This window comes from Rhizobium sp. BK251, from assembly GCF_004345245.1.
Lineage (GTDB): Bacteria > Pseudomonadota > Alphaproteobacteria > Rhizobiales > Rhizobiaceae > Rhizobium.
On record NZ_SLUQ01000002.1, the window covers coordinates 506,087 to 530,083 of the forward strand.

The 23,997-nt window shown below is 62.2% G+C and carries 23 protein-coding genes; 15 read left to right on the forward strand and 8 right to left on the reverse strand.

Features of this window, described 5'->3' with window-relative positions:
* Positions 1 to 166 precede the first annotated feature (166 nt).
* On the forward strand, positions 167 to 802 hold the full coding sequence (locus tag EV286_RS06330; protein WP_132956159.1) for a GntR family transcriptional regulator: 636 nt from the start codon (positions 167 to 169) through the stop codon (positions 800 to 802).
* Positions 803 to 824: 22 nt separating this feature from the next.
* Here the strand turns inward: EV286_RS06330 and EV286_RS06335 are convergent, their stop codons facing one another.
* The 5 genes from EV286_RS06335 to EV286_RS06355 form a co-directional block, all read right to left on the reverse strand.
* Positions 825 to 2,156: a HAMP domain-containing sensor histidine kinase gene (locus EV286_RS06335; RefSeq protein ID WP_132956160.1), complete on the reverse strand. Its 1,332-nt coding sequence runs from the start codon at positions 2,154 to 2,156 to the stop codon at positions 825 to 827.
* Positions 2,153 to 2,818: a response regulator transcription factor gene (locus tag EV286_RS06340; RefSeq protein WP_132956161.1), complete on the reverse strand. Its 666-nt coding sequence runs from the start codon at positions 2,816 to 2,818 to the stop codon at positions 2,153 to 2,155. Before EV286_RS06340 ends, EV286_RS06335 begins: the two co-directional genes overlap by 4 nt.
* A gap of 3 nt (positions 2,819 to 2,821) precedes the next feature.
* Positions 2,822 to 3,346, reverse strand: a complete 525-nt coding sequence (locus tag EV286_RS06345; protein WP_132956162.1) for a hypothetical protein — start codon at positions 3,344 to 3,346, stop codon at positions 2,822 to 2,824.
* A gap of 224 nt (positions 3,347 to 3,570) precedes the next feature.
* Entirely contained in the window at positions 3,571 to 4,146 is a 576-nt protein-coding gene (locus tag EV286_RS06350) for a hypothetical protein (protein ID WP_132956163.1), read from the reverse strand.
* Positions 4,147 to 4,313: 167 nt separating this feature from the next.
* A complete protein-coding gene (locus tag EV286_RS06355) occupies positions 4,314 to 4,583 on the reverse strand; it encodes a helix-turn-helix transcriptional regulator (protein ID WP_132956164.1) in 270 nt (89 codons plus the stop codon).
* Positions 4,584 to 4,711: 128 nt separating this feature from the next.
* Between EV286_RS06355 and EV286_RS06360 the strand changes: the two genes are divergently transcribed.
* From EV286_RS06360 to EV286_RS06390, 7 genes are all read left to right on the forward strand, one after another.
* Complete coding sequence (locus EV286_RS06360; protein WP_132956165.1) at positions 4,712 to 7,633, forward strand: monovalent cation/H+ antiporter subunit A; 2,922 nt, start codon at positions 4,712 to 4,714, stop codon at positions 7,631 to 7,633.
* The gene (locus EV286_RS06365; protein WP_132956166.1) at positions 7,633 to 7,971 is read left to right on the forward strand and encodes a Na+/H+ antiporter subunit C; all 339 of its coding nucleotides are present in this window, start codon (positions 7,633 to 7,635) and stop codon (positions 7,969 to 7,971) included. The genes EV286_RS06360 and EV286_RS06365 overlap by 1 nt, the downstream gene beginning before the upstream one ends.
* On the forward strand, positions 7,968 to 9,602 hold the full coding sequence (locus EV286_RS06370; RefSeq protein ID WP_132956167.1) for a monovalent cation/H+ antiporter subunit D: 1,635 nt from the start codon (positions 7,968 to 7,970) through the stop codon (positions 9,600 to 9,602). The genes EV286_RS06365 and EV286_RS06370 overlap by 4 nt, the downstream gene beginning before the upstream one ends.
* On the forward strand, positions 9,602 to 10,078 hold the full coding sequence (locus EV286_RS06375) for a Na+/H+ antiporter subunit E (RefSeq protein WP_132956168.1): 477 nt from the start codon (positions 9,602 to 9,604) through the stop codon (positions 10,076 to 10,078). The genes EV286_RS06370 and EV286_RS06375 overlap by 1 nt, the downstream gene beginning before the upstream one ends.
* On the forward strand, positions 10,075 to 10,356 hold the full coding sequence (locus tag EV286_RS06380) for a K+/H+ antiporter subunit F (RefSeq protein WP_132956169.1): 282 nt from the start codon (positions 10,075 to 10,077) through the stop codon (positions 10,354 to 10,356). The genes EV286_RS06375 and EV286_RS06380 overlap by 4 nt, the downstream gene beginning before the upstream one ends.
* Positions 10,353 to 10,736, forward strand: a complete 384-nt coding sequence (gene mnhG / locus EV286_RS06385; protein WP_207909754.1) for a monovalent cation/H(+) antiporter subunit G — start codon at positions 10,353 to 10,355, stop codon at positions 10,734 to 10,736. The genes EV286_RS06380 and mnhG overlap by 4 nt, the downstream gene beginning before the upstream one ends.
* A 161-nt stretch (positions 10,737 to 10,897) precedes the next feature.
* Entirely contained in the window at positions 10,898 to 11,386 is a 489-nt protein-coding gene (locus EV286_RS06390; RefSeq protein ID WP_132956170.1) for a heme-degrading domain-containing protein, read from the forward strand.
* Between the two features lie 88 nt (positions 11,387 to 11,474).
* On the opposite strand, the gene EV286_RS06395 is transcribed toward EV286_RS06390, so the two are convergent.
* Positions 11,475 to 12,734, reverse strand: a complete 1,260-nt coding sequence (locus tag EV286_RS06395) for an AGE family epimerase/isomerase (protein WP_132956171.1) — start codon at positions 12,732 to 12,734, stop codon at positions 11,475 to 11,477.
* A gap of 182 nt (positions 12,735 to 12,916) precedes the next feature.
* Between EV286_RS06395 and metH the strand changes: the two genes are divergently transcribed.
* From metH to EV286_RS06410, 3 genes are all read left to right on the forward strand, one after another.
* Positions 12,917 to 16,693: a methionine synthase gene (metH, locus tag EV286_RS06400; RefSeq protein WP_132956172.1), complete on the forward strand. Its 3,777-nt coding sequence runs from the start codon at positions 12,917 to 12,919 to the stop codon at positions 16,691 to 16,693.
* A 108-nt stretch (positions 16,694 to 16,801) separates the two neighbouring features.
* Positions 16,802 to 17,035: a type II toxin-antitoxin system prevent-host-death family antitoxin gene (locus EV286_RS06405; RefSeq protein WP_132956173.1), complete on the forward strand. Its 234-nt coding sequence runs from the start codon at positions 16,802 to 16,804 to the stop codon at positions 17,033 to 17,035.
* Complete coding sequence (locus EV286_RS06410; RefSeq protein ID WP_132956174.1) at positions 17,032 to 17,433, forward strand: type II toxin-antitoxin system VapC family toxin; 402 nt, start codon at positions 17,032 to 17,034, stop codon at positions 17,431 to 17,433. The genes EV286_RS06405 and EV286_RS06410 overlap by 4 nt, the downstream gene beginning before the upstream one ends.
* 2 nt (positions 17,434 to 17,435) lie before the next feature.
* Here EV286_RS06410 and EV286_RS06415 read toward each other — a convergent pair whose 3' ends face one another.
* A complete protein-coding gene (locus EV286_RS06415; RefSeq protein ID WP_132956175.1) occupies positions 17,436 to 18,200 on the reverse strand; it encodes a GntR family transcriptional regulator in 765 nt (254 codons plus the stop codon).
* Positions 18,197 to 19,078, reverse strand: coding sequence for an N-acetylglucosamine kinase (locus EV286_RS06420; RefSeq protein ID WP_132956176.1), 882 nt, complete (start codon positions 19,076 to 19,078; stop codon positions 18,197 to 18,199). The genes EV286_RS06415 and EV286_RS06420 overlap by 4 nt, the downstream gene beginning before the upstream one ends.
* 549 nt (positions 19,079 to 19,627) lie before the next feature.
* Here EV286_RS06420 and EV286_RS06425 point away from each other — a divergent pair.
* The 4 genes from EV286_RS06425 (at position 19,628) to EV286_RS06440 (ending at position 23,980) form a co-directional block, all read left to right on the forward strand.
* Positions 19,628 to 20,887 (forward strand): ABC transporter substrate-binding protein, encoded by a 1,260-nt coding sequence (locus EV286_RS06425; RefSeq protein WP_132956177.1) that lies wholly within the window; start codon positions 19,628 to 19,630, stop codon positions 20,885 to 20,887.
* Positions 20,888 to 21,115: 228 nt separating this feature from the next.
* The gene (locus tag EV286_RS06430) at positions 21,116 to 22,066 is read left to right on the forward strand and encodes a sugar ABC transporter permease (protein WP_132956178.1); all 951 of its coding nucleotides are present in this window, start codon (positions 21,116 to 21,118) and stop codon (positions 22,064 to 22,066) included.
* 13 nt (positions 22,067 to 22,079) lie between these two features.
* A complete protein-coding gene (locus EV286_RS06435; RefSeq protein WP_132956179.1) occupies positions 22,080 to 22,919 on the forward strand; it encodes a carbohydrate ABC transporter permease in 840 nt (279 codons plus the stop codon).
* Positions 22,916 to 23,980 (forward strand): Gfo/Idh/MocA family oxidoreductase, encoded by a 1,065-nt coding sequence (locus tag EV286_RS06440; protein WP_132956180.1) that lies wholly within the window; start codon positions 22,916 to 22,918, stop codon positions 23,978 to 23,980. The genes EV286_RS06435 and EV286_RS06440 overlap by 4 nt, the downstream gene beginning before the upstream one ends.
* Positions 23,981 to 23,997: the final 17 nt, after the last annotated feature.

Below are 23,997 nucleotides of genomic sequence, written 5' to 3' on the forward strand. Positions count from 1 at the left end.
CAAAGCTGCTTCATTTCGCATAGTATCCAAAATTGGCGCCAATTTAGGATACAAGCTTATTTTGCGCAATCCTTGTGCATGAATAAATTTGCGCCACTGCTAACCGGTTTGGCCGCCTACATAAATTTGACATGCCGTGATATCGGTTGCGAAAAAGGGAGTTGGAATGGCTGACGTCGTGATGGATTCGAAGCATGAGCCCGTTGATGCCCGCGACGTGACAGATCTCGTCCTGCAGGAGATCCTGGCGGGCGTGCTGTTGCCCGGTACCTGGCTGAAGCAGATCGATCTCGAGCGGCGCTACAAGTGCACGCGTCCCGAAGTGCGGCGCGCGCTCGATCGCCTGGCGCAGAAGCGGCTCGTCGAACATGTGCCGAACCGCGGCTATCACGTCTATGAGCCGGACGGGCGGCGGGCGCGGGAAGTCAGCGAGATTCGTGTCATCCTGGAGACGGCGGTTGCAGACACGATCGTCGAAAACGCGTCGGCAGCCGATATCGCCGCCCTCAAGACGCTGGCCGCGCATTTCGACCTGATGGTCCTCAATGGCACGATGCTGGAGCTTTACGAGGCCAATCTCGCCTTCCATCGCCAGCTGCTCGTGCTGGGGGGGAACCAGGAACTCGTCGACCTCATCACGGAAATCCGTCAGCGCACATCCTCGGCGCCGGTTTCCCAATGGCGGACGCGGGCCCGCGTGGAGCGGTCCGGGCGCGAACACCATCTGATGGTCGAGGCGATCGAGAAGAAAGAAGCCGAGACGCTGAAGGAGCTGGTGCGCCAGCACATTCTGCAGAGCTGAGGCGGAGCGCAAGCCGGAGCTTTCAACATGCGGCTGGCAGGGAAAGTACGGCTTCCAGACCGCCGAGCGCCGATCTTCCCAAGCTGAGCTTGCCGCCATAAGCCGCTGCAATATCGCCGGAAATCGCCAACCCGAGGCCTGAGTTGGCGGTGTCGTCCCCGCCGCTCACGCCGCGTTCGAGCATCGAGGCGTAGTCATCGGGCCTTGCGCCCGGGCCATCGTCGCCGACACGAACCTTGATGGTTTCGCCGTCCCTTTGGGCGCTGAGTTCGATGCGCCGGCGAGCAAAGCGCACGGCGTTGTCGAGAATGTTGCCGATCGCCTCGGCCACGTCCGCCGGATCGGCCTGGACCGTCAGAGCCGGATCGATGTCGACGCGCCAGTCGATGCCCCTGCCTTCGGTGACCGGCGCCAGCACGCCGACGAGCTTGCCGGAGATTCCGAGCACGGAGGTCGTCGCCATCTGCTCCACGCCCATCCGTGCGGCCTGCAATTGCCGGTCCGCGCGCTGGCGAACGAGCTCGATCTGTTGGAGTGCCGTCTCGCGCTTTTGCTCAGGCAGCCCCTCGACCAGATGAGAAAGCACGGTCAGCGGCGTCTTGAGCCCATGTGCGAGGTCGCTTGCGCGCGCCCTGGCTCGCTCGACGGCCTTTTCACGCTCGGCCAGGAGAAGATTGATCTCGCTCACAAGCGGCTTGACTTCGCTCGGGCCATCGGTGGCCATGTATGCGCCAGCGCCGGCGCGGATCCTTGCCACGTCGTTGCGCAGGCGACCAAGTGGCCTGAGGCCGATGACGCCCTGCAGAAATGCGGCGAACAGCAGAAGCGCGCCCGTCGCCACCAGCATCAATCGCAAGGGCCGGTGATAGCTTTCAAGGGCAGTTTCCATCTCGCTCTTGGAGAAGGCGGTGTAGATGGTGAAATGCTTCTGTTCGGTGCCGGCGCCGATCGACATGGTCTTGGCCGAGACGAGGATCGCGTTGCCATCCGGGCCTTCCGCCTCGTGGAAGCCGCAGTAGAGATCCTTCGAGAGCGCGTCCCTTGTCAGTTCCTCGTCCCACAGGGATCGCGAGCGAAGTGGCTGCTGTGCGCCTTGCGGGGATATCTGCCAATAGCGGCCCCCCGCCGGAATCTGAAAGCGCGGGTCGGAAGGCTCGCTCGCAAGGGAGAGCCCGCTGTCTTCCACCGTCAGCCGGGCGCCAAGCGCGTCGGCGATGGCGGTCATTTCGCTGGCATACTGATCGGCAACATAGTCCTCGAACAGATGGCCGAGAACGAGCCAGACGAGTGACAGCGCAAGCGCAATCGCGACCAGCGCGCCGGCCGCCAGCCGGAAGCGCAGTGACGAGGTCATCGCCGTTTCTCCGGCAGGACGTAGCCAAAGCCGCGGCGGGTCTCGATCGCGTCGCTGTCGGTCTTCTTGCGCAAGCGGGCGACCATCGCCTCGACGGCATTCTTGGCCGCGTCGTCGTCACGACCCTGGACCTGGCTCGCCAGCTCAGCAGGGCTGAGGACGGCGCCGGGCCGCTCGATGAACAGCGAGATCATGCGGTATTCGAGGGGACTGAGGTCCAGTTCCCGCCCGTCGAAGGTGACGCGGCGGGACCGCTCGTCTAGCGTGAAGCGATCGGCCGACCTTACCCGCGCCTCGACCTTCCCGGAACGTCGCAGGAGGGCGCGCAGGCGCGCGACGAGTTCCTCGCTGCGGAATGGCTTGGGCAGGTAGTCGTCGGCGCCGGCGTCAAAGCCGTCGACCCGCTCCATCCAGGAACCGCGGGCGGTGAGTACCAATATCGGCGTATCGAGGCCTGCGGCACGCCAGCGCTTCAGGATCGACAGCCCATCCATCCCCGGCAGGCCGAGGTCGAGGATGATGGCGGCGTAGTCACCGGTCTCGCCCTGTTCCCAGACCTTGGGTCCGGCCGAAAGCACTTCGACGCGATAGCCCTCGCGCTCGAGCTTCTCGGTGACATGGGCTGCGATATTGGCATCATCCTCGGCGAGCAGGATCTTCATGGATCAATCGCCTCCGAGCAGCGCGCCGCTGCGGGCGTCGACGCGCAGGGTGCGGATCGTGCCGCTGCTGTCGCGCAACTTCAATTGATAGACGTCGCGAAGGAGAGAACGGTTGAGATCGACGTCGATGACCCGACCGTAGCGTCGGGTGTCGATCTTCTGCAGCACCGACTTCAACGGCAGGATGCGGCCGTCGCGGACGGCGTCGCGCGCACGGTCGTAGTCCGCACGACCTGAGCCGCTACCACTGCCACTGGTTCCGCCGTGATCGTCGTTGCCGGCATCGTCACCCCCGCCGCCATGACCGCTGTGGTCGTCGTCGCCTCCACCATGGCCGGAGCTGCCGGAATTCGAACCAGAACCGGAGGAGCCGCCACCCGAACCGCTGCCGCTACCCGAGCCGCTGCTTCCAGATCCGCTGTTGCTGCCGCCGTCCTTGGCCGCGGCCGGGGAGGCGAGCGAGCCCGTCACGGCCAGGCAGGCGGCCGAGAACAGAAGAGCAAGAAACCTGCGGCGGGTTGGACCCATGGATACCCCGTACGGCATGCACAACGAACAGACTGAACGCTTCGATCCTGCGACACAAGACCGGGAGAGACGGGCAGGGCGCGGGGCCGGAGACATGGCGCGCCACAGGACCTGGCTCCCCGCCTGTTGCGGCAATCCGCCGACGAACTCACGCGCGTGACTGAGGCCGGGTCATCTTGTGGCCGAACCTCCGTGCTTGATCGCGAACGGAAAGACCCTTCACGTCAGCGCGCCGAGGCCGGCGTGATGGTGATGCTGCCGATCGGGCCGGGGTTGCGGATGGCGTCGGAGCGATGGACTTTCGCTTCGACGGTCCGCGTGCCGTGCTCGAACTCGACCTCGATCTCAAGGCGACGACCAAGCTGGTCGGTTGCAACCAGCGAACCGTTCAGAAGGCCGTCGAGCCGATCCTGGGAGACGTCGAGAGTCGTTCGGGGACGCTCGGCGCGATCGTCGTTGCGAGGACGACGGTCATCGCGATCGTCCCGGGCGTCATCCCGCCTGTCGCTGCCGTGGCGGTGTCCGCCATTGTCGTCGCCGCCGCGGTCGTAACTATCGGTCCGGCCATCATCACTGCTGCGGCCGCCGTCGTCGCCGCGACTATCACCGCCGTGGTCGTCGCTGCGGGAATTGTCTCCGCCGCCTCGACCGGAGTTGCCGCCGCCGTCATCGCTTCCGCCGCGCGCAAAGGCTGCGGACGACAGGATGGAGGAGCCCGTCGGCTGCAGGGCGGGGAGGGCGACGGTAAGTGCGAGTGCGGCCGCGGATGTGAGAACAACCTTGCTGATACGAATTGGCATGGCCTTTCCTTTCTCGTCTCGATTGGACGAAGACAGGATGGCCGATGGCCACTGACAGGGCGCTGAGCCCGATCGTCAGCATTTCGTCAGGAAGCTCTCTGTTATTTGCTGCCCCGCCTTGTCAGGCTCTACAGGGCCGCGAGTGCCAATCCACGCCTGTTCGCAGGTCACGGGGGAGAAAGCGGCGGCGCGCCGACGCAGACAGCGATGCGATCGTCCGCCATCGCGATGAAATCCACGCCGCCTCTCTCGAAGGCGAGGCGCAGCTGCGATTCTGTGGCGCGGTGAATGTCGTGCCGGTCGCCTTCGTAGTCGCGGATCGTGCTTCGCGAGACGCCGGATTCGTCGGCGAGATCGGCTTGTGTCCAATCCAGCAATCCGCGTGCTGCCCGGCAAAGGGCCGGTGTCAAAATCCCGAATTTGCTGCCTTGACCCATCCCGCAAATCTACCCATATTGGTCATTATTCATCATATATGGCAAATTTGCTTCATTTCCTAGCTCCCGCTCCAAGAAGCGGACAATTGGGTAATTGGCACTTGAACTGAAAGGGTTAGGGCGTTGGGATAACGAGCGGACCGATTTTTCTCCTTCTACTGCTGGTCCTGCCATTTTTCGGAAGCCTCCTGTCCGTGTTCCTGCTGAACACACGGTCGCGTCGCTTGCCTGCCGCGATCGCCGGCTCCGTGACTTTCCTTTCGTGCCTGCTTGCCGCCAGTTTCTATCCGTCCGTCACCTCTGGCGGGGTCCTTCGATACAGCGTCGAGTGGCTTCCGCAATTCGGCCTGAACTTCACGCTGAGGATGGACGGGTTCGCATGGATGTTCTCTATGATCATCACCGCGATCGGCTTCCTCGTCGTGCTCTATGCGCGATACTACATGTCGGAAGACGATCCCGTGCCGCGGTTCTTTTGCTTCCTGCTGGCGTTCATGGGCGCGATGCTCGGCATCGTCATCTCCGGCAACGTCATCCTGCTTTCGGTGTTCTGGGAACTCACCAGCATCTTCTCGTTCCTGCTGATCAGCTATTGGCACCACAGCGCAGCAGCGCGAGACGGCGCTCGCATGGCATTGACGATCACCGGTATAGGCGGTTTCTGCCTGCTGATCGGCCTGCTTCTGCTCGGCAACATTGTCGGCAGCTATGACCTCGACAAGATCCTGGAATCCGGCGACATCATCCGCGGGCATTCGCTGTATCTGCCGGCGCTGATCTTCATCCTGCTCGGCGCGTTGACGAAAAGCGCCCAGTTCCCCTTCCACTTCTGGCTTCCGAATGCCATGGCAGCGCCGACGCCGGTTTCGGCCCTGCTGCACTCCGCAACCATGGTCAAAGCCGGCGTCTTCCTGCTGGCGCGCTTCTGGCCGGTCCTGTCGGGGACCTATGAGTGGTTCTGGCTCGTGGGTGCGGCCGGCATGATCACGCTGCTGCTGGGCTCCTATTTCGCGATGTTCCAGCAGGACCTGAAGGGGCTGCTCGCCTATTCGACGATCGGTCACCTCGGCCTGATCACGACATTGCTGAGCCTCGGCAGCCCGCTGGCGACGGTCGCGGCGATTTTCCACATGCTGAACCACGCCCTGTTCAAGGCGTCGCTTTTCATGGCCGCCGGGATCATCGATCACGAGACGGGCACGCGCGACATGCGACGCCTGAGCGGGCTGTTTCGCTACCTTCCGTTTACTGGGACGCTGGCGATCGTTGCCAGCGCGGCAATGGCCGGCGTTCCGCTTCTCAATGGCTTCCTGTCGAAGGAAATGTTCTTTGCTGAGGCGGTGGAAACACACGCGGATTCGATCCTCGACCGCATCCTGCCATACGTTGCGACGCTCGCGAGCGCCTTCAGCGTGACCTACTCGCTGCGTTTCATCCACACGGTCTTCTTCGGCCCGCCGCCCACCGACCTGCCGATCGAAAAGCCGCACGAACCGCCGCGCTGGATGCGCTTCCCCATCGAGTTTCTCGTCGTCCTCTGCCTGATCGTCGGCGTAGTTCCCGCGATATCAGTCGGTCCGTTCCTCCACACCGCCGTCGTCAGCGTCCTTCATGCGGATACGCCGGAATACAGCCTCTCGCTCTGGCATGGGGTCAACCTGCCGCTGATCATGAGCGCGATCGCCTTGGTCGGCGGGACTGTCTTCTACTTCCTGTTCAAGGACTATCTTGCACGATGCGAGGATGGCCCTCCGCTGATACGGAGGCTGAAGGGGCAGCGCATATTCGAGCGCGTGATCGTCGAGGTCTCGTGGCGCTGGGCGCGCATGGCCGAACAGCGGCTCGGCACCCGCAGTCTCCAGCCGCAGCTTCGCTGGGTTGTCGTGACCGGCTTCATGGCCGGGCTGCTGCCGCTCTATCTCTCCGGCTTCCAGCCGCGACCGTTCGTCTTCACCGGCGTCGATCCTGCTTTCGCGTTCATCTGGCTGCTGGGGATAAGCCTGGCCTTCGGCACTGCCTATCTTGCGAAATACCACCGGCTTGCATCGCTGGTAATGTTGGGCGGTGTCGGCCTCATCGTTTGCGTCACCTTCGTCTGGCTTTCCGCACCCGATCTTGCGATCACCCAGCTTCTGGTCGAAATCGTCACCACCGTCCTCATTCTGCTCGGATTGCGCTGGCTGCCGAAGCGGACGGAAGGAATCGACGACAAGATTACGTTGCGCGCGCGTTTCCGCCGCTTCCGCGACCTGGCGCTTGCGGTCATCTGCGGCATCGGAATGACTTTCGTTGCCTACGCGGTGATGACGATGCCCGTGCCCGATGCCATCGCCAACTACTTCCTCGAGAACGCCTATTCCGAGGGGGGCGGGCGCAACGTCGTCAATGTCATTCTCGTCGATTTCCGCGGCTTTGACACGCTCGGCGAGATCGCGGTCCTGGGCGTGGTGGCGCTTACCGTCTATGCGCTGCTGCGGCGTTTTCGCCCGGCTCCGGACAGTATGGATATGCCCGAGCAGCAGAAGATACAGAACCGCTTTGACGAGGAGCGGCCGGAACGATCGGCCGGGGATACGGTGCGCGACTACCTGCTCGTGCCATCGGTCATCATGCAATGGATGTTCCCGGTCATCATCACCTTTTCCGTCTATATCTTCATGCGTGGCCATGACCTTCCCGGCGGCGGTTTTTCGGCGGGGTTGACGCTTTCGATCGCCTTCCTGCTGCAATATCTGGCCGGCGGCACGCGCTGGGCGGAGGATCGCATACGCATCCTGCCGCTGCGCTGGATGGGGGCCGGGCTCTTGACGGCGACGGCGACGGGGGCTGGCGCCTGGTTCCTCGGTTATCCGTTCCTTACCTCCCATTTCCGGTATCTGGAGCTGCCTCTTATCGGAAAGGTGCCCGCGGCATCCGCATTGCTCTTCGATCTCGGCGTCTTCCTGTTGGTGGTCGGATCCACCGTGCTCATTCTCGTCGCGCTTGCGCACCAATCCATCCGCATCAACCGCCTGCGTGCGATCGAGGCCGAGAAGGCGAGGGCAGACTGATGGAGATTGTCCTGTCCATCGCAGTCGGCGTGATGACCAGCTGCGGCGTGTGGCTTATCCTTCGCCCGCGCACCTATCAGGTCATCGTCGGGCTCTCGCTCCTGTCTTATGCCGTGAACCTGTTCATCTTCGGCGTCGGTGGGGTGAAGACGAATGTCCCGCCCATCCTCGAGGACGGCGTTGCCATTTCGACCTTTGCCGACCCGGTCCCACAGGCGCTGGTCCTGACGGCAATCGTCATCGGCTTCGCGACAACCGCGCTGTTTCTGGTCGTTCTGCTTGCCTCGCGCGGGCTGACGGGCACCGACCATGTCGATGGCAGGAGCGATCGGAAATGATGGGCTGGACGCATCACCTGATCATTGCGCCGATCCTCATCCCCCTCGTCGCGGCGGCGCTCCTGCTTTTCGTCGATGAGCGCCAGCGCGTGGCCAAGGCGATGATCAGCCTCGCGGCGACGATCCTGCTGGCTGCCGTCGCCTTCATCCTGTTCCGGATCGAAAGCGCGCCCAACGGATTTGAAGGTGCCTATCTGCTCGGCAACTGGAAAGCGCCATTCGGGATCGTGCTGGTCCTCGACGCGCTGTCGGCCCTGATGCTGATGCTGACAGCCGTGGTAGCGTTAGCGGCGCTCGTCTATTCGCTTGCCCGCTGGCACACGGTGGGTGCCCATTTCCACACCATGTTCCAGCTGCTGCTGATGGGGGTGAACGGTGCGTTCCTGACCGGGGACCTCTTCAACCTGTTCGTCTTCTTCGAGGTGATGCTTGCTGCTTCCTATGGGCTGCTGCTGCACGGTTCCGGCCCGCTGCGCGTCAAGGCGGGCATGCACTACATCGCCGTCAACCTTGCTGCAGCACTTCTCTTCCTCATCGGGGTCAGCCTGATCTACGGCACGGCGGGGACACTCAACATGGCCGATCTCGCCGCCCGCCTCAACGATATGCCGGCGGATCGACGCATGCTGATGGAGGCGGGCGCCGGCGTGCTCGGTGTCGCCTTCCTGATCAAGGCAGGCATGTGGCCGCTCTGCTTCTGGCTGCCGACAGCCTATAGCGCCGCCTCCGCTCCGGTCGCCGGCATGTTCGCGATCCTCAGCAAGCTTGGGATCTATGTCATCCTGCGTCTGACCATGCTGCTCTTCGGAGAGGGGCCATCGGCGGGTTTCGGGTCCGATTTCCTGCTCTATGGCGGAATGGCAACGTTGATATTCGGTACCATAGGCGTCCTTGCTTCGCAGGCGCTCGGCCGCCTTGCGGGCTTTTCGGTGCTGGTCTCCTCGGGAACGCTGCTGATGGTGCTAGGCATCAATGACGGGGCGATATCCTCGGGCGCACTGCTCTACCTCGTTAGTTCCACGCTGACGATCAGTGCATTTTTCATGCTGATCGAGCTGGTCGAGCGCGGCCAGGACGCCGGCGCCAACGTTCTCGCAGTTACCATGGAGGCCTATGGCGACGCGGATGAGGACGAGCCCGAGGAGGGCGATGCCGGCGTGGCCATGCCGGGGACGATGGCAGTTCTCGGTACCTGCTTTGCCGCCTGCGGCATCCTTCTCTCCGGCCTGCCGCCTCTCTCCGGGTTCATCGCGAAGTTTGCCATGCTGTCGGCAATGATGGGCACGGGAGCGATCGGAGTGCCGCCCGACGCCGCCGTCTGGACGTTGATCTTCCTGGTGATCCTCTCGGGGATTGCGGCGCTGATATCGATGACGCGCGCCGGCATTCGCACCTTCTGGAGCTCCATCGAGGGAACGGTTCCGCGAGTCCTGGTCATCGAGATCGTCCCCGTCATGTTCCTGATAGCATTGACGCTGGGGCTTACGGTGCAGGCCGGCCCGACCATGCAATACATGGACACGACCATCCGGATGCTGAGCACGCCGAAGATCTATATTGACGCAGTGCAGGGGGCAGCCGTGGTTCCCGACCATGACGGCACGTCTGCCGATGGGACGAGGAGCGAGTGATGTTGCCCTATCCGCTCCTCACGCTTTCCCTCGTCATCATGTGGCTGCTGCTGAACGGCTTCAGCCTCGGCCAACTCGTCCTCGGCATCCTGGTTGCGGTCTTCGCCTCCTGGGCCATGGCATCGCTGCGCCCGGAAAAGCCGCGCCTTTCGAAGTGGTATCTGCTGCCGAAGCTTTTCTTCATCGTGCTCTACGACATCGTGAAGTCGAACATCGCCGTTGCGGGCATCATCCTGAGGAGCGGGGCGCGGCGGCACAATCCCGGCTTCCTGACGATCCATCTGGAGATCCGAAACCAGTTTGCAATCGCCATACTGGCCGTCGTGCTGACGAGCACGCCGGGTTCGGCCTGGCTGGAATATGATTCCAACGACAATACCGTGCTCCTCCATGTTCTCGACATCGACAACGAGGCCGCATGGCGCGACACGGTCAAGAACCGATACGAGAGACTGCTGATGGAGATATTCGCATGAGTGCCATCATTCTCTACACGGCCGTTTCGATCGCTCAGCTGATGATCGTGGCGGCGATGGCGATCGCGTCGATACGCATGTTCCGGGGGCCTCGCGCGCAGGACCGGATCATCGGCCTCGACACCCTCTACATCAATGCCATGCTCCTGCTCGTGATCTTCGGGATAGGAACGGGGAGGGTGGTCTATTTCGAGGCAGCGCTGGTAATCGGCATGCTGGGCTTTGTGGCCACCGTGGCGCTTGCCAAGTTCCTGATGCGCGGTGAGGTGATCGAATGATGCAGATTGCGGCCGACATTCCACTTTGGGCGGCCTTCTCCGTCGCCTTCTTCCTTCTGGTTGGCGCATCGCTGGCGCTGATCGGCTCGATCGGCTTCCTCCGCTTGCCAACCTTCTACGAGCGCATCCATGCGCCGACGCTTGGGACGAGCTGGGGCATCGGCGGCGTGATGCTCGCTTCGATGATCTACTTTTCCGCCGCGTCGTCGCGGCCGGTTGTCCACGAAATCCTGATCGGCATCTTCGTTACCGTGACGACGCCGATAACCTTCATGCTGCTTGCCCGCGCGGCCCTGCATCGCGACCGCGCCGAGAGAAACGGAAACGTGCCCGCCAAGCAGGACAGCAATGGGCAGTCTGCCAGCCGTGACGCACTCTGACCTCGGCGCCTTCCCGGGAAGCATCCAGAGCCGAGAGCGCGCGCAGATGCTTATATGCCTCCGCGCGCCATGCGGGTGGTCGGCAAGATTTCTCTTTACATTCCAGTCTCGGATGAAGATGTTCGCTGCCGTTCGAAATAATGGAATGGGAGGGGCACACCATGTTGATCGATGAGGATCTCAGCCGTCTTGAGGAACAGGAAGAGGCCTTGCGCTTCGACGCCTTCGATCTCTCGACGGCATTGCAGCTCGGCAGACTGCTGCAGGAGCTTGCGACGGATCGCGACCTGCCGGTCGCCATCGACGTGACGCTGCATTCCATGCCTGCCTTCTACGCGGCGCTTCCCGGCTCCAAGCCCGATAATGCCCATTGGGTCAGGCGCAAGCGCAATATGGTGTTCCGCTATTTCCGCAGCAGCTATGCCTCCGGCCTCAGGTTGAGGAAAGACGGCAAGACGGTTGAGGACAATGGTCTTTCCGGCGCCGACTTTGCGTCGCACGGCGGAAGCTTTCCGATCAACGTTAAGGGAACCGGCTGCATCGGTGCTGTAACCGTTTCCGGACTTCCCCAGCGTGATGATCATAACCTCGTCGTCGAGGCGCTGGCGCTCATGCTCGCCAAGGATCTCGATACGCTGCGGCTGGTTTGAGGTTCGATGGTTAGCGCCTGTTCCCGCGTCGAAGGCGGGAACAGGCGCATGATCGGTGCTTGCGGCGCTGGCTCGTTTGAGAAGCCGCTTAGATCTTCCCGCCGGCCTCTGGGATGACCTTGGTCAGGCTGCCGGTGGCCGGGAAGAGCGGAATGAGGCAGGCCTGAAGGGCGTGGTAAATATCGCCCTTGCCGGGGAACAGCGTGTGCGAGGGAACGAGGTCTTCGGTCAGTTCCTCGTGCCAGCCGCCATTGCGGTGGTCGATGAAGAAGCGGCCGATGACATTCCAGATCTTGCGGTAGCTCTCCTCGTGGAAATCGCTCGGCACATGCTCGTTGAGGAAGTGTGCGGCCGCGGCGCCCTCGCAGGCAGGCCACCAAAGCTTGTTGCGCTTGGCCGGCACGTCTTCCCAATCCAGCGTATAGAAGAATCCGCCTTTCTCATCGTCCCAACCCAGTGACATGGACTGGGCAAAGAGCGCCTTCGCCGCGTCCGGCATCCAGTCGTGGCGCTTGCCGCCGAGCGACCAAAGCTGCAGCAGCAGGCGCGCCCATTCCAGCCAGTGTCCCGGCGTGGTGCCGGCGGGGCGGAACATCTCGTTCGGATGGTAGTAGGCCTTGTCGAGGTTCCAGTCGGCATCGAAATGCTCGGCGACGCGCCAGTCCACGGAACCGGCCGAACGGCGGATGATGAGGTCGGCGATGCTTTCCGCCTTCGAAAGATAGTTCTTGTCGCCTGTCGCCTCGAAGGCGGCCATTAGGGCCTCGGTCAGGTGCATGTTGGAATTCTGGCCACGATAGGCGCCGCCTTCGAGCGGCTGCCAGTCGGCAGTGAACTCCTCGGCAATTGCGCCATGGCGCGGCTCCCAGAACTTGGTGTTCAGCACTTCGGTGATATCCGCCAGCATGCCATCGGCCAGCGGATGGCCGATCGTCTTGGCCGATGAGGCTGCGAGAAGCACGAAGGCGTGGCCATAGCCCTGCTTGTTGGAATCGACAGGGCCGGCATTGTTCAACGACCAGAAGTAGCCGCCGTTCTTCCTGTCGCGATGGTGGTTCCAGAGATAGTCCATCCCGTGGTCGACGATATCGGATGCTCCGGGGCGACCGAGAAGCGTGCCGATCGAAAAGCAGTGCACGGCGCGGGCGGCGATATGGATGCCGCGGACCTGGCCCTCGGCATCAAGCGGACGGCCGAGATCGTCCATGTCGTAGAAGCCACCCTTGGGATTCAGTGAATTCAGCTGGAAGAAATTGAAGAGGGCGTCCGCCTGATCGAGAAGCCAGCGCCGGTGATAGGAGCGCGTGCTCCAGTTGCCGAGATTTGGCGATTCAGCCTCGATATTCATCACCCGTATTCCTCCGATTCCTGGATGCTTTTGCCGCCAATCCTATATAGGGCAGGGCTCGACCTGTCACGGGCGCAGTGCCCCCTCCGCCCGCAATTGCGTTTGCAATGAAACATATGTTGACATAAAGATATCTTTATGTGATCTGTGCTAGGTCGCAATCAAGACAAAGGAATTCGCTCGTGTTTGATGAACTCTTCGGACCCGAGGCGGCAGGACGAGATGGCAGAGACGTCTTTGCCGCCCTGCGCAAGGCCGCCAGCGAACGTATCCTCATTCTGGACGGTGCGATGGGCACGCAGATCCAGGGGCTTGGTTTCGACGAGGACCATTTCCGCGGGTCCCGTTTCATCGGTTGCGCCTGTCACCAGAAGGGCAACAACGACCTGCTGATCCTGACGCAACCGGATGCGATCGAGGAGGTCCACTATCGCTACGCGAAGGCGGGCGCGGACATCCTTGAAACAAATACGTTTTCTTCGACGCGCATCGCCCAGGCCGACTACCAGATGGAAGGCGCGGTCTACGATCTCAACAAGGAAGGTGCGGAAGTCGCGCGCCGCGCAGCCATTCGCGCCGAACGCGAGGACGGCAAGCGCCGCTTCATCGCCGGCGCCATCGGCCCGACGAACCGCACGGCCTCGATCTCTCCGGACGTGAACAATCCCGGTTACCGGGCGGTGACATTCGACGACCTGCGCCTTGCCTATGGCGAGCAGATTGACGGGCTGATCGACGGCGGCGCCGACATCATCCTGATCGAGACGATCTTCGACACGCTGAACGCCAAAGCGGCGATCTTTGCGTGCGAGGAACGCTTCGAGGCGAAGGGCACCCGCCTGCCGGTGATGATCTCCGGTACGATCACCGACCTTTCCGGCCGCACGCTTTCCGGCCAGACGCCGACCGCCTTCTGGAATTCCGTGCGCCACGCCAGGCCGTTCACCATCGGCCTCAACTGCGCGCTCGGCGCGAACGCGATGCGTCCGCACTTGCAGGAACTCTCCGGGGTATCCGACACGTTCATCTGCGCCTATCCGAATGCTGGTCTGCCGAATGAATTCGGCCAGTACGACGAAACGCCGGAAATGATGGCCAAGCAGGTCGAGGAATTTGCCCGCGAGGGGCTCGTCAATATCGTTGGCGGCTGCTGCGGTTCGACGCCGGAGCATATTGCCGCGATCGCCGAGGCGGTCTCGAAACACAAGCCGCGCGCGCTTCCCGAGCATCGCCCGTTCATGTCGCTGTCGGGCCTCGAGCCATTCGAGCTGACCAAGGATATTCCCTTCGTCAATGTCGGCGAACGCACCAACGTCACCGGCTCGGCAAGGTTTCGCAAGCTGATCACCAACGCGGATTACACGGCCGCGCTCGATGTCGCCCGCGACCAGGTCGAGAACGGCGCGCAGGTGATCGACATCAACATGGACGAGGGCCTGATCGATTCCGAGAAGGCGATGGTCGAGTTCCTCAACCTGATCGCCGCCGAGCCGGATATCGCCCGCGTGCCTGTCATGATCGACTCGTCGAAATTCTCGATCATCGAGGCCGGGCTGAAGTGCGTGCAGGGCAAGCCGATCGTCAATTCGATCTCGCTCAAGGAAGGCGAGGAGAATTTCCTGAAGCAGGCACGGCTGCTGCGCAACTATGGCGCAGCCGTCGTCGTCATGGCCTTCGACGAGCAGGGCCAGGCCGATACGTATCAGCGCAAAGTCGAGATCTGCAGCCGCGCCTACAAGCTTCTGACCGAGGATGCGGGGCTTGCGCCTGAGGACATCATCTTCGATCCGAACATCTTCGCGGTCGCGACCGGCATCGAAGAACACAACAACTACGGCGTCGACTTCATCGAAGCGACGCGGACGATCCGGCAGACCATGCCGCTTGTCCATATTTCGGGCGGTGTGTCGAACCTTTCCTTCTCGTTCCGAGGCAACGAGCCGGTGCGTGAGGCGATGCATGCGGTGTTCCTGTATCACGCCATCCAGGCGGGCATGGACATGGGCATCGTCAATGCCGGCCAGCTTGCGGTCTACGACCAGATCGATCCGGAACTGCGCGAGGCCTGCGAGGACGTCGTGCTCAATCGGCGTCCCGATGGCACCGAGCGGCTGCTGGAGGTTGCGGAGCGTTTCCGCGGCGCCGGCACCAGGGAAGCCAAGGTACAGGATCTCGCCTGGCGCGAATGGCCGGTCGAGAAGCGTCTGGAGCACGCGCTCGTCAACGGCATTACCGAATATATCGAGGCCGATACGGAGGAGGCGCGGCAGAAGGCCGACCGGCCCCTGCACGTCATCGAAGGACCGCTGATGGCCGGGATGAACGTGGTCGGCGACCTCTTCGGTTCCGGCAAGATGTTCCTGCCGCAGGTGGTGAAGTCTGCCCGCGTCATGAAGCAGGCGGTCGCCGTGCTCCTGCCCTACATGGAGGCGGAAAAGCTTGCCAATGGCGGCAGCGGCGAGCGCCAGGCTGCCGGCAAGGTGCTGATGGCGACCGTCAAGGGCGACGTGCATGACATCGGCAAGAACATCGTCGGCGTCGTGCTCGCCTGCAACAACTACGAGATCATCGACCTCGGCGTCATGGTGCCGGCAACCAAGATCCTCGAGACGGCGGTCAAGGAGAAGGTGGACATCATCGGCCTTTCGGGCCTGATCACGCCCTCGCTCGACGAGATGGTTCATGTCGCCGCCGAGATGGAGCGGCAGGGTTTCGACATTCCGCTCCTGATCGGCGGGGCGACGACGAGCCGGGTGCACACGGCGGTGAAGATCCACCCGAGCTACGAGAAGGGGCAGACGGTCTATGTGACCGATGCGTCCCGCGCCGTCGGCGTTGTCTCGGCGCTCCTTTCGCCCGATGCCAAGAGCGGCTATGTCGATACGATCCGCGCCGAATATGCCAAGGTCGCGGCAGCGCATGCCCGCAGCGAGGCGGAGAAAGTTCGCCTGCCGCTCGCCCGCGCAAGGGAGAATGCCCACAAGATCGATTGGTCGTCGCACCAGCCGGTAAAGCCGCAGTTCTTCGGCACCAAGGTATTCGAGAACTACGACCTGGCGGAACTTGCCGGGTACATCGACTGGACGCCCTTCTTCCAGACCTGGGAGTTGAAGGGCCGTTTCCCGGCGATCCTCGAGGACGAGAAGCAGGGCGAGGCGGCGCGCCAGCTCTATGCCGACGCGCAGGCGATGCTGGACAAGATCATTGCGGAAAAGTGGTTCCGGCCGCGCGCCGTGATCGGCTTCTGGCCGGCAGGAGCGGTGGGCGACGATATCCGTCTCTTCACCGATGACAGCCGGGCGCGAGAGCTTGCGACCTTCTACACCTTGCGCCAGCAGCTTTCGAAGCGTGACGGCCGCGCGAACGTGGCGCTTTCGGATTTCGTGGCGCCGGTTTCAAGCGGCGTACAGGACTATGTCGGCGGCTTCGTGGTGACGGCCGGCATCGAGGAAGTGGCGATCGCCGAGCGTTTCGAGCGGGCGAACGACGACTATTCCTCGATCCTCGTCAAGGCGCTCGCCGACCGTTTCGCGGAAGCGTTTGCCGAGCGGATGCACGAGCGGGTGCGCCGCGAGTTCTGGGGCTATGCCAAGGACGAGAACCTGAGCGGCGAAGATCTGCTTTCGGAAGCCTACGCCGGGATCCGCCCGGCGCCCGGCTATCCGGCGCAGCCCGACCACACGGAGAAGGCGACCTTGTTCCGGCTGCTCGATGCGGAGGCTGCGGCCGGCGTGAAGCTCACGGAAAGCTATGCGATGTGGCCGGGATCGTCCGTCTCCGGCCTCTACATCGGCCATCCCGAAAGCTACTACTTCGGCGTCGCCAAGGTCGAGCGCGACCAGGTTCAGGACTACGCGGCGCGCAAGGGCATGTCGGTTGCTGAAGTCGAGCGCTGGCTGGGCCCGGTGCTGAATTACGTGCCGGCTAAGGGCAACGACGCGGTCGAGGACGCAGCATAAAATACGCTGTTGGCGGGATCGAGGTTCATATCCTGCCGCTTTCGCCGGTCTGGAAAAGTCGGTGACAATGCGCTACATATGGCTAAGTTAGCTAAGTGGAGCATTGTGATGCAGGTCACCATTCATGCGGCAAAGACAAACCTGTCGAAGCTCATCGATGCGGCGTTGTCCGGCGAGGAAGTGGTTATTGCGAAGGGCAAGAAGCCGGTCGCGAAGATCGTACCTATCGCTCAGTCGACTTTTACCATCGGCCTCCTGAAAGGGAAGGTTACCGGGAAGGGACCTGATTTCTTCGAGCCGATGGAATCAGGTGATCTGGGGCTTTGGGAAGGTGTCGATTGAATTCCCTTCTGCTTGACACGCATGTCTGGGCATGGTCGCTCACGGGCGATAAGCGACTTTCAGCCAATGCGATCGGACTGATCGAACAGGCCGAGGCCGTCTTCATAAGTCCCATCAGCCTATTCGAGGTCGCACAGAAAGTGCGGATCGGCAAATGGCCCGAGATGGAGCCATTCGTGGGCCATCTCCCGCAACTCCTCGAGGAACAGGGCGGACGGACGGCGGCACTGACGCCCGAGATATGCCTGAACGCAGCACTGCTTGATTGGGCCCACCGCGATCCGTTTGACAGGCTGCTTGCCGCAACGGCGATCGACAACCGAGTGCCCCTCGTCTCGGCCGACATGGTTTTCGACATGCTCGCCGGGCGTGACGGCTGGGTTGCCCGACTCTGGTAGGTTCAGCTCGCCCCGATCGTCAGTTCCGCAACGAAGTCATAGGCGTCGCCGCGGTAAAGTGAGCGGGTGAACTCCACTGCGCGGCCGGAAGCCAGGTAGGAGATGCGCTCTATGGAGAGGCCGGCGGAGCCTGCCGGAACGCCGAGCAGATGGGCGTCGGCTTCCTTCATGTTCGTGGCCGAGATGCGCTGGACCGCGCGGACGGGGCGCACCTGCCGCCTTTCGAGTTCGGCATAGAGAGAGGTGCCGACCGCCGAGGGATCGGGCAGGAATTCGCCGGAGACGCTGGCATGCTCGATCGCGAGCGGTTCGTTGTCGGCAATGCGCAGGCGGCTGAGGCGCGAGACCTTGGTGCCGGCGGCGAGGCCGAGGATCATCATCTCGTCGGGCGAGGGGGTGTGGACGCCCTTGTGCAGCCACTCTGAGCGGGCCTTCATGCCGCGCCGGGCCATGTCCTCGGTGAAGGAAGTGAGCTGCGACAGGCTCTGCTCGACCTTCGATACGGGCCGCGTGACGAAAGTGCCCGACCCATGCCGGCGGACGAGAAGACCGTCGGCTACAAGATCGTCGATCGCCTTGCGGACGGTTACACGGCTGACGGCCGCATATTCGGCGATGTCGCGTTCCGGGGGCAGGGCGTCGCCCTGTTTCAGGGTGCCGGCCTTCATCGCCTCTTCCAGTGTGCGGCGCAGCTTGACGTAGAGCGGGCCGGTGCCGCCGGTCTGCAGCCGCTCGGGAGAGAAGATGAGGGTGAGATCCTCCGTCATGCGGCCGCCCCCTTGCCTTGTGCAAGCTGGACCGCAAAGGAGACCGCGCCCTGAAGATTGTCTCCCTTCGGTTCGGAGAGCATGCCGGCATATTTCGGATCGAGCCAGTTGCGGTAGGCGGGGGCAAGTCCGCCGAGCAGGCAGATCGTCCGGCACTCCGGCCAGAGGAGGGCATCAAGGCTCTCGCCGATGGAAAGCGCAGCCGTGCGGACAATGGCGACGGCCACCGTGTCGCCTTGTTCGGCATGTTCAAAGATCACCGGCGCGTAGCGCGCGAAATCCTTCGGCTTGGAAACATGGGCGAATTCGACGACCTGCTCGGGATCATTGCCGAACTCGGCCATGATCTTCTTCGTCAATACCGATGCGGGGCGCACGCCGTCATGGGAAAGAAGCGCGGCCTCCAGAAGATCGCGCCCGAGGCGTGCGCCGCTTGCCTGATCGCCGACGATAAGGCCCCAGCCGCCGATCTCCCGCGTCTTGCCATCGCGCCGCACGCCATAGACGGAGCCGGTGCCGAAGGCCCCGACGACGCCGTCGCCATCGCCGAGCGCCCCCTGGAGGGCGATCAGCGCATCGGTGACGACCTGCGCGCGAGCGAAGGGGAGTGCTGCCTGGACGCGCTTGCCGTAGTCGCCGACATTGGCACCGGCAACGCCGACGACAGCGGAAACCGAAGCCACCACCTGCGGATCGAGACCGGCGTCACGGCAGGCCTCCCGCGCAGACTGAATGATATTGACAAGCGATGTTTCCTGATCGGAAAGGATGTTGGCTGCACCGGCCTTGCCGCGGCCGATGATCTTGCCCATCCTGTCGGCAATCGCGGCGCGGCAGCTCGAGCCGCCGCCGTCAATGCCGATTGCAAATTCCGTCATCGGAGCCTCCGAAATGCCGCCGTCCCGTTGGTTTTTTATTACCATACCAAAAAAATACCATTTACCAATAGACAATCAGCGTTTTTTGCGGCCTCTCTATCACATTGATTTTGTGCGCTAAAAAAGTTTTCATAACTTTTGAGGGGTGAAAGAGTTAAATTCGACTGGACAATTGGTATTTTTTTGGACTTAATTCGATACAGGGAACAGAGCGAACGGGCATGACAAAACCGGCGGACAAGAAAAAGCCGGATGCCTGATGAAGGGTAGCGGACTTCGGCCGCTGCGTTTCGACGTGCGGACGGTAGTCCGTTCGTGTCGCAACAGCTATCGATCTGGGTTCCCTCGATGAATGCACGCGCCTGCGGCTTTGCCGGCAAGGCGCGAACATGCGGACGCAGCGGAGGCTTGCCTCGAGGCGGACGTGGAGCTTTCGGGGTCGGCAGTCCTGGCGGCCCCTCCGGAGCGTTGCGTGTTTTCTCGAGCACCGCAATTGCTTGTTTCAGACCGAAGACAGCGCTGCAAAGGCGCTTAAAACAGGAGAGGGAAATGAAGAATAGTGCTCTGAAAGGCTTGCTCCTCGCATCGAGCATCCTTGCATCGGCAGGTCTTGCCCATGCGGAGGATGTGACGCTGACGATCGACAGCTGGCGCAACGACGACCTGTCGATCTGGCAGGAAAAGATCATCCCTGCGTTCGAAGCCAAGAACCCGGGCATCAAGATCGTATTCGCGCCGACCGCGCCGACGGAATATGACGCAGCAACGGACGCCAAGCTCGCTGCGGGTACCGCTGGCGATCTGATCACTTGCCGTCCCTTCGACAAGTCGCTGGCTCTCTTTGAGAAGGGCAACATTGCCGGCCTGAACGACTTGCCGGGCATGGAGAATTTCTCACCGGTCGCCAAGTCGGCCTGGACCACGGACGACGGCAAGACGACCTTCTGCGTGCCGATGGCCTCGGTCATCCACGGCTTCATCTACAACAAGGATGCCTTCGACAAGCTCGGCATCGCGATCCCGACGACGGAAGCGGAGTTCTTCGCCGCCCTCGACAAGATCAAGGCCGACGGCACCTACATTCCGATGGCCATGGGCACGAAGGACCTCTGGGAAGCCGCGACCATGGGCTACCAGAACATCGGCCCGACCTACTGGAAGGGCGAGGAAGGCCGTGCTGCCCTCATCAAGGGCGAGCAGAAGCTGACCGACAAGCCGTGGGTCGAGCCTTACGAAGTTCTCGCCAAGTGGAAGGACTATCTCGGTGACGGCTTCGAGGCACAGACCTATGCCGACAGCCAGAACCTCTTCACCCTCGGCCGCGCCGCCATCTATCCGGCCGGCTCGTGGGAAATCGGCCTGTTCAACACGCAGGCCCAATTCAAGATGGGCGCCTTCCCGCCACCGGTGAAGACCGCAGGCGACAGCTGCTACATCTCCGACCACAACGACATCGGCATCGGCCTGAATACGAAGAGCACCCATTCCGAGGAAGCCAAGAAGTTCCTCACCTGGGTTGCCTCGCCGGAATTCGCCGAAATCTATGCCAACTCGCTGCCGGGCTTCTTCAGCCTGAACTCGACGCCGGTGAAGATGAACGACCCGCTGGCGCAGGAATTCGTTTCCTGGCGCGAGAAGTGCAAGCCGACCATCCGCTCGACCTACCAGATTCTGTCGCGCGGCACCCCGAACCTCGAAAACGAGACCTGGGTTGAATCGGCAAACGTCATCAACGGCACCGACGCGCCGGACGTAGCCGCCGACAAGCTGCAGAAGGGTCTCGACGGCTGGTACAAGCCGGCGAAGTAAGAAGACCCGCCACGGGCCACGGTCCGTGGTCGGTTCGAAACTGCAACCCTCTCCCCACGATTGGGGAGAGGGATCTGGCAATCGCCAGCATCGCACGGAAGGTTTCCGGGGGCGCCCTTTTCTCGACTGCGGGGAAAATGTCCGAAAGGACGGAGAAAGGGCTTCTCTTTCCTGTCCATGATATTTCTGCGCCGTGCCTGCGACGGCCAACAACAACAGGCAAGAGCCATGAACGAAGCCGAAAACGCCGCGATCGACGTGACTCCGATCAAGCGCCAAATGCGCTGGCACATCGTCGTTTTCCTTCTGCCGGCCTTCATCGTCTATTCGGCCGTGATGATCCTGCCGCTGATCGAGACACTTCGGCTTTCGTTCTACAACACGGTCGACGGGCAGCCGGCTTTCGTCGGCCTTGCAAATTACAAGGTCCTGTTCGGTGACGCCCGCTGGGCGCATGACTTCTGGAACGCGCTGAAGAACAACGTGATCTTCTTCATCATCCACATGTGCGTGCAGAACCCGATCGGCGTTGCGCTTGCGGCGATGCTTTCCATTCCTAAGCTGCGTTTCGTGACCTTCTACCGGACGGCGATCTTCCTGCCGACACTGCTTTCCTTCGTTATCGTTGGTTTCATCTGGAAGCTGATCCTGTCGCCGATCTGGGGCGTTGCGCCATGGATGATGGATCTCGTCGGCATGAAGTCGCTGTTTGCGCCCTGGCTCGGAAGGCCGGGCAGCGCGCTCATCGCGGTGTCGCTGATCTCGGTCTGGCAATATGTCGGCATTCCTATGATGCTGATCTATGCGGCGCTTCTCAACATTCCGGAGGAGGTCATCGAGGCTGCTGAATGCGACGGCATCACCGGCTGGAGCCAGTTCTGGAAGATCAAGCTGCCGCTGGTGCTGCCGGCGATCGGCATCATCTCGATCCTGACCTTCGTGGGCAACTTCAACGCCTTCGACCTGGTCTACACGGTGCAGGGCGCGCTTGCCGGACCTGACATGTCCACCGACATCCTCGGTACGCTGCTTTACCGCACGTTCTTCGGCTTCCAGTTGCAGCTTGGAGATCGCTCCATGGGCGCGACGGTGGCGACGGTCATGTTCCTCATCATCCTCGCCGGCGTTTCGCTTTATCTCTTCATCATCCAGCGGCGCATCCGCCGCTACCAGTTCTGAGGGGAGGACGGTCATGTCCCAGGCACGCACATCTCTCGTCCGCTCCGGCTTCGTGCATCTGGCGCTGATTGCCTATACGCTCATCGCGCTGTTTCCGGTGTTCCTGACGATCATCAATTCCTTCAAGGACCGCAACTCGATCTTCCGGTCGCCGATGACGGTGCCGACGCCATCCTCCTTCAGCCTCATCGGCTATCAGACGGTGCTGGGGCAGGGTGACTTTGCCACCTATTTCCAGAATAGCGTCATCGTCACCGTCGCCTCGATCTTCTTCGTGCTGCTCTTCGGCGCAATGGCCGCCTTCGCGCTTTCGGAATATCGCTTCCGCGGCAACCTGATGATGGGGCTCTACCTTGCGATCGGTATCATGATCCCGATCCGCCTCGGCACCGTCGCGATCCTGCAGGGCATGGTCGCGGCCGGCCTCGTCAATACGCTGACGGCGCTGATCCTCGTCTATACGGCGCAGGGCATTCCGCTTGCGATCTTCATCCTTTCGGAATTCATGCGGACCGTTTCCGACGACCTGAAGAATGCCGGGCGCATCGACGGACTTTCCGAATATGCGATCTTCTTCCGGCTGGTGCTGCCGCTCGTGCGGCCCGCCATGGCGACGGTTGCGGTCTTCACCATGATCCCGATCTGGAACGACCTGTGGTTCCCGCTGATCCTCGCGCCGGGCGAATCGACGAAAACCGTGACCCTCGGTTCGCAGATTTTCATCGGCCAGTTCGTCACCAACTGGAACGCGGTGCTCGCGGCCCTTTCGCTGGCGATCCTTCCGGTCCTCGTCCTCTACGTCATCTTCTCGCGGCAGCTTATCCGCGGCATCACTTCAGGAGCGGTCAAGTGAGTTCATCCGAAAAGCCGATCCGCGTTCTCGTCGCCGGACTCGGCAACATGGGCCGCAGCCACGCGCTCGCCTATCACAACAATCCGGGCTTCGAGATCGTCGGCCTCGTCAATCGTTCGAAGCCCGTGCTGGCGCCGGAGCTTTCCGGCTACGAGATCCATCCCGACTTCAGGAAGGCGCTTGCCGAGCTGAAGCCGGACCTCTGCTCGATCAACACCTATTCCGACAGCCATGCCGACTATGCGGTTGCCGCCTTCGAGGCCGGATGCGACGTGTTTGTCGAAAAGCCGCTGGCGACGACGGTTGCCGACGCAGAGCGCGTGGTTGCCGCAGCGAAGGCGGCAGGGCGCAAGCTGGTGATTGGCTATATCCTGCGTCACCACCCCTCATGGGTGCGGCTGATCGCGGAAGCCCGCAAGCTCGGCGGCCCCTATGTCTTCCGCATGAACCTGAACCAGCAGTCGAGCGGGCCGACCTGGGAAACGCACAAGTCGCTGATGAAGACGACATCGCCGATCGTCGATTGCGGCGTGCATTATGTCGACGTCATGTGTCAGATCACCGATGCCAAGCCTGTCGAGGTGCGCGGCATGGGCCTGCGCATGTCGCAAGAGATCGCGCCGGACATGTACAACTACGGCCATCTGCAGGTGATGTTCGAAGACGGATCGGTCGGCTGGTATGAGGCCGCCTGGGGGCCGATGATCTCGGAGACGGCCTTCTTCGTGAAGGACGTCATGTCGCCGAACGGCGCGGTTTCGATCGTCATGGACCCCAATGCAAAGTCCGACGACATCGACACGCATACGAAGACCTCGGTGATCCGGCTGCATACGGCGGAAACCGGGCCCGACGGCAAGTTCATCCGCCCGGACCAGGACATGAGAATGGACGGAGAGCCGGGCCACCAGGAGCTCTGCGACCTCGAGCAGGCTTTCATGCTGAAGGCCATCCGCGAGGACCTGGACCTCGGCCGCCACATGGCGGATGCGGTCCAGTCGCTTCGCATCTGCCTTGCCGCCGACGAGAGCGTGCGCACCGGCAAACCCGTCAAGCTGTGACGGGCCGGTCAAACTGT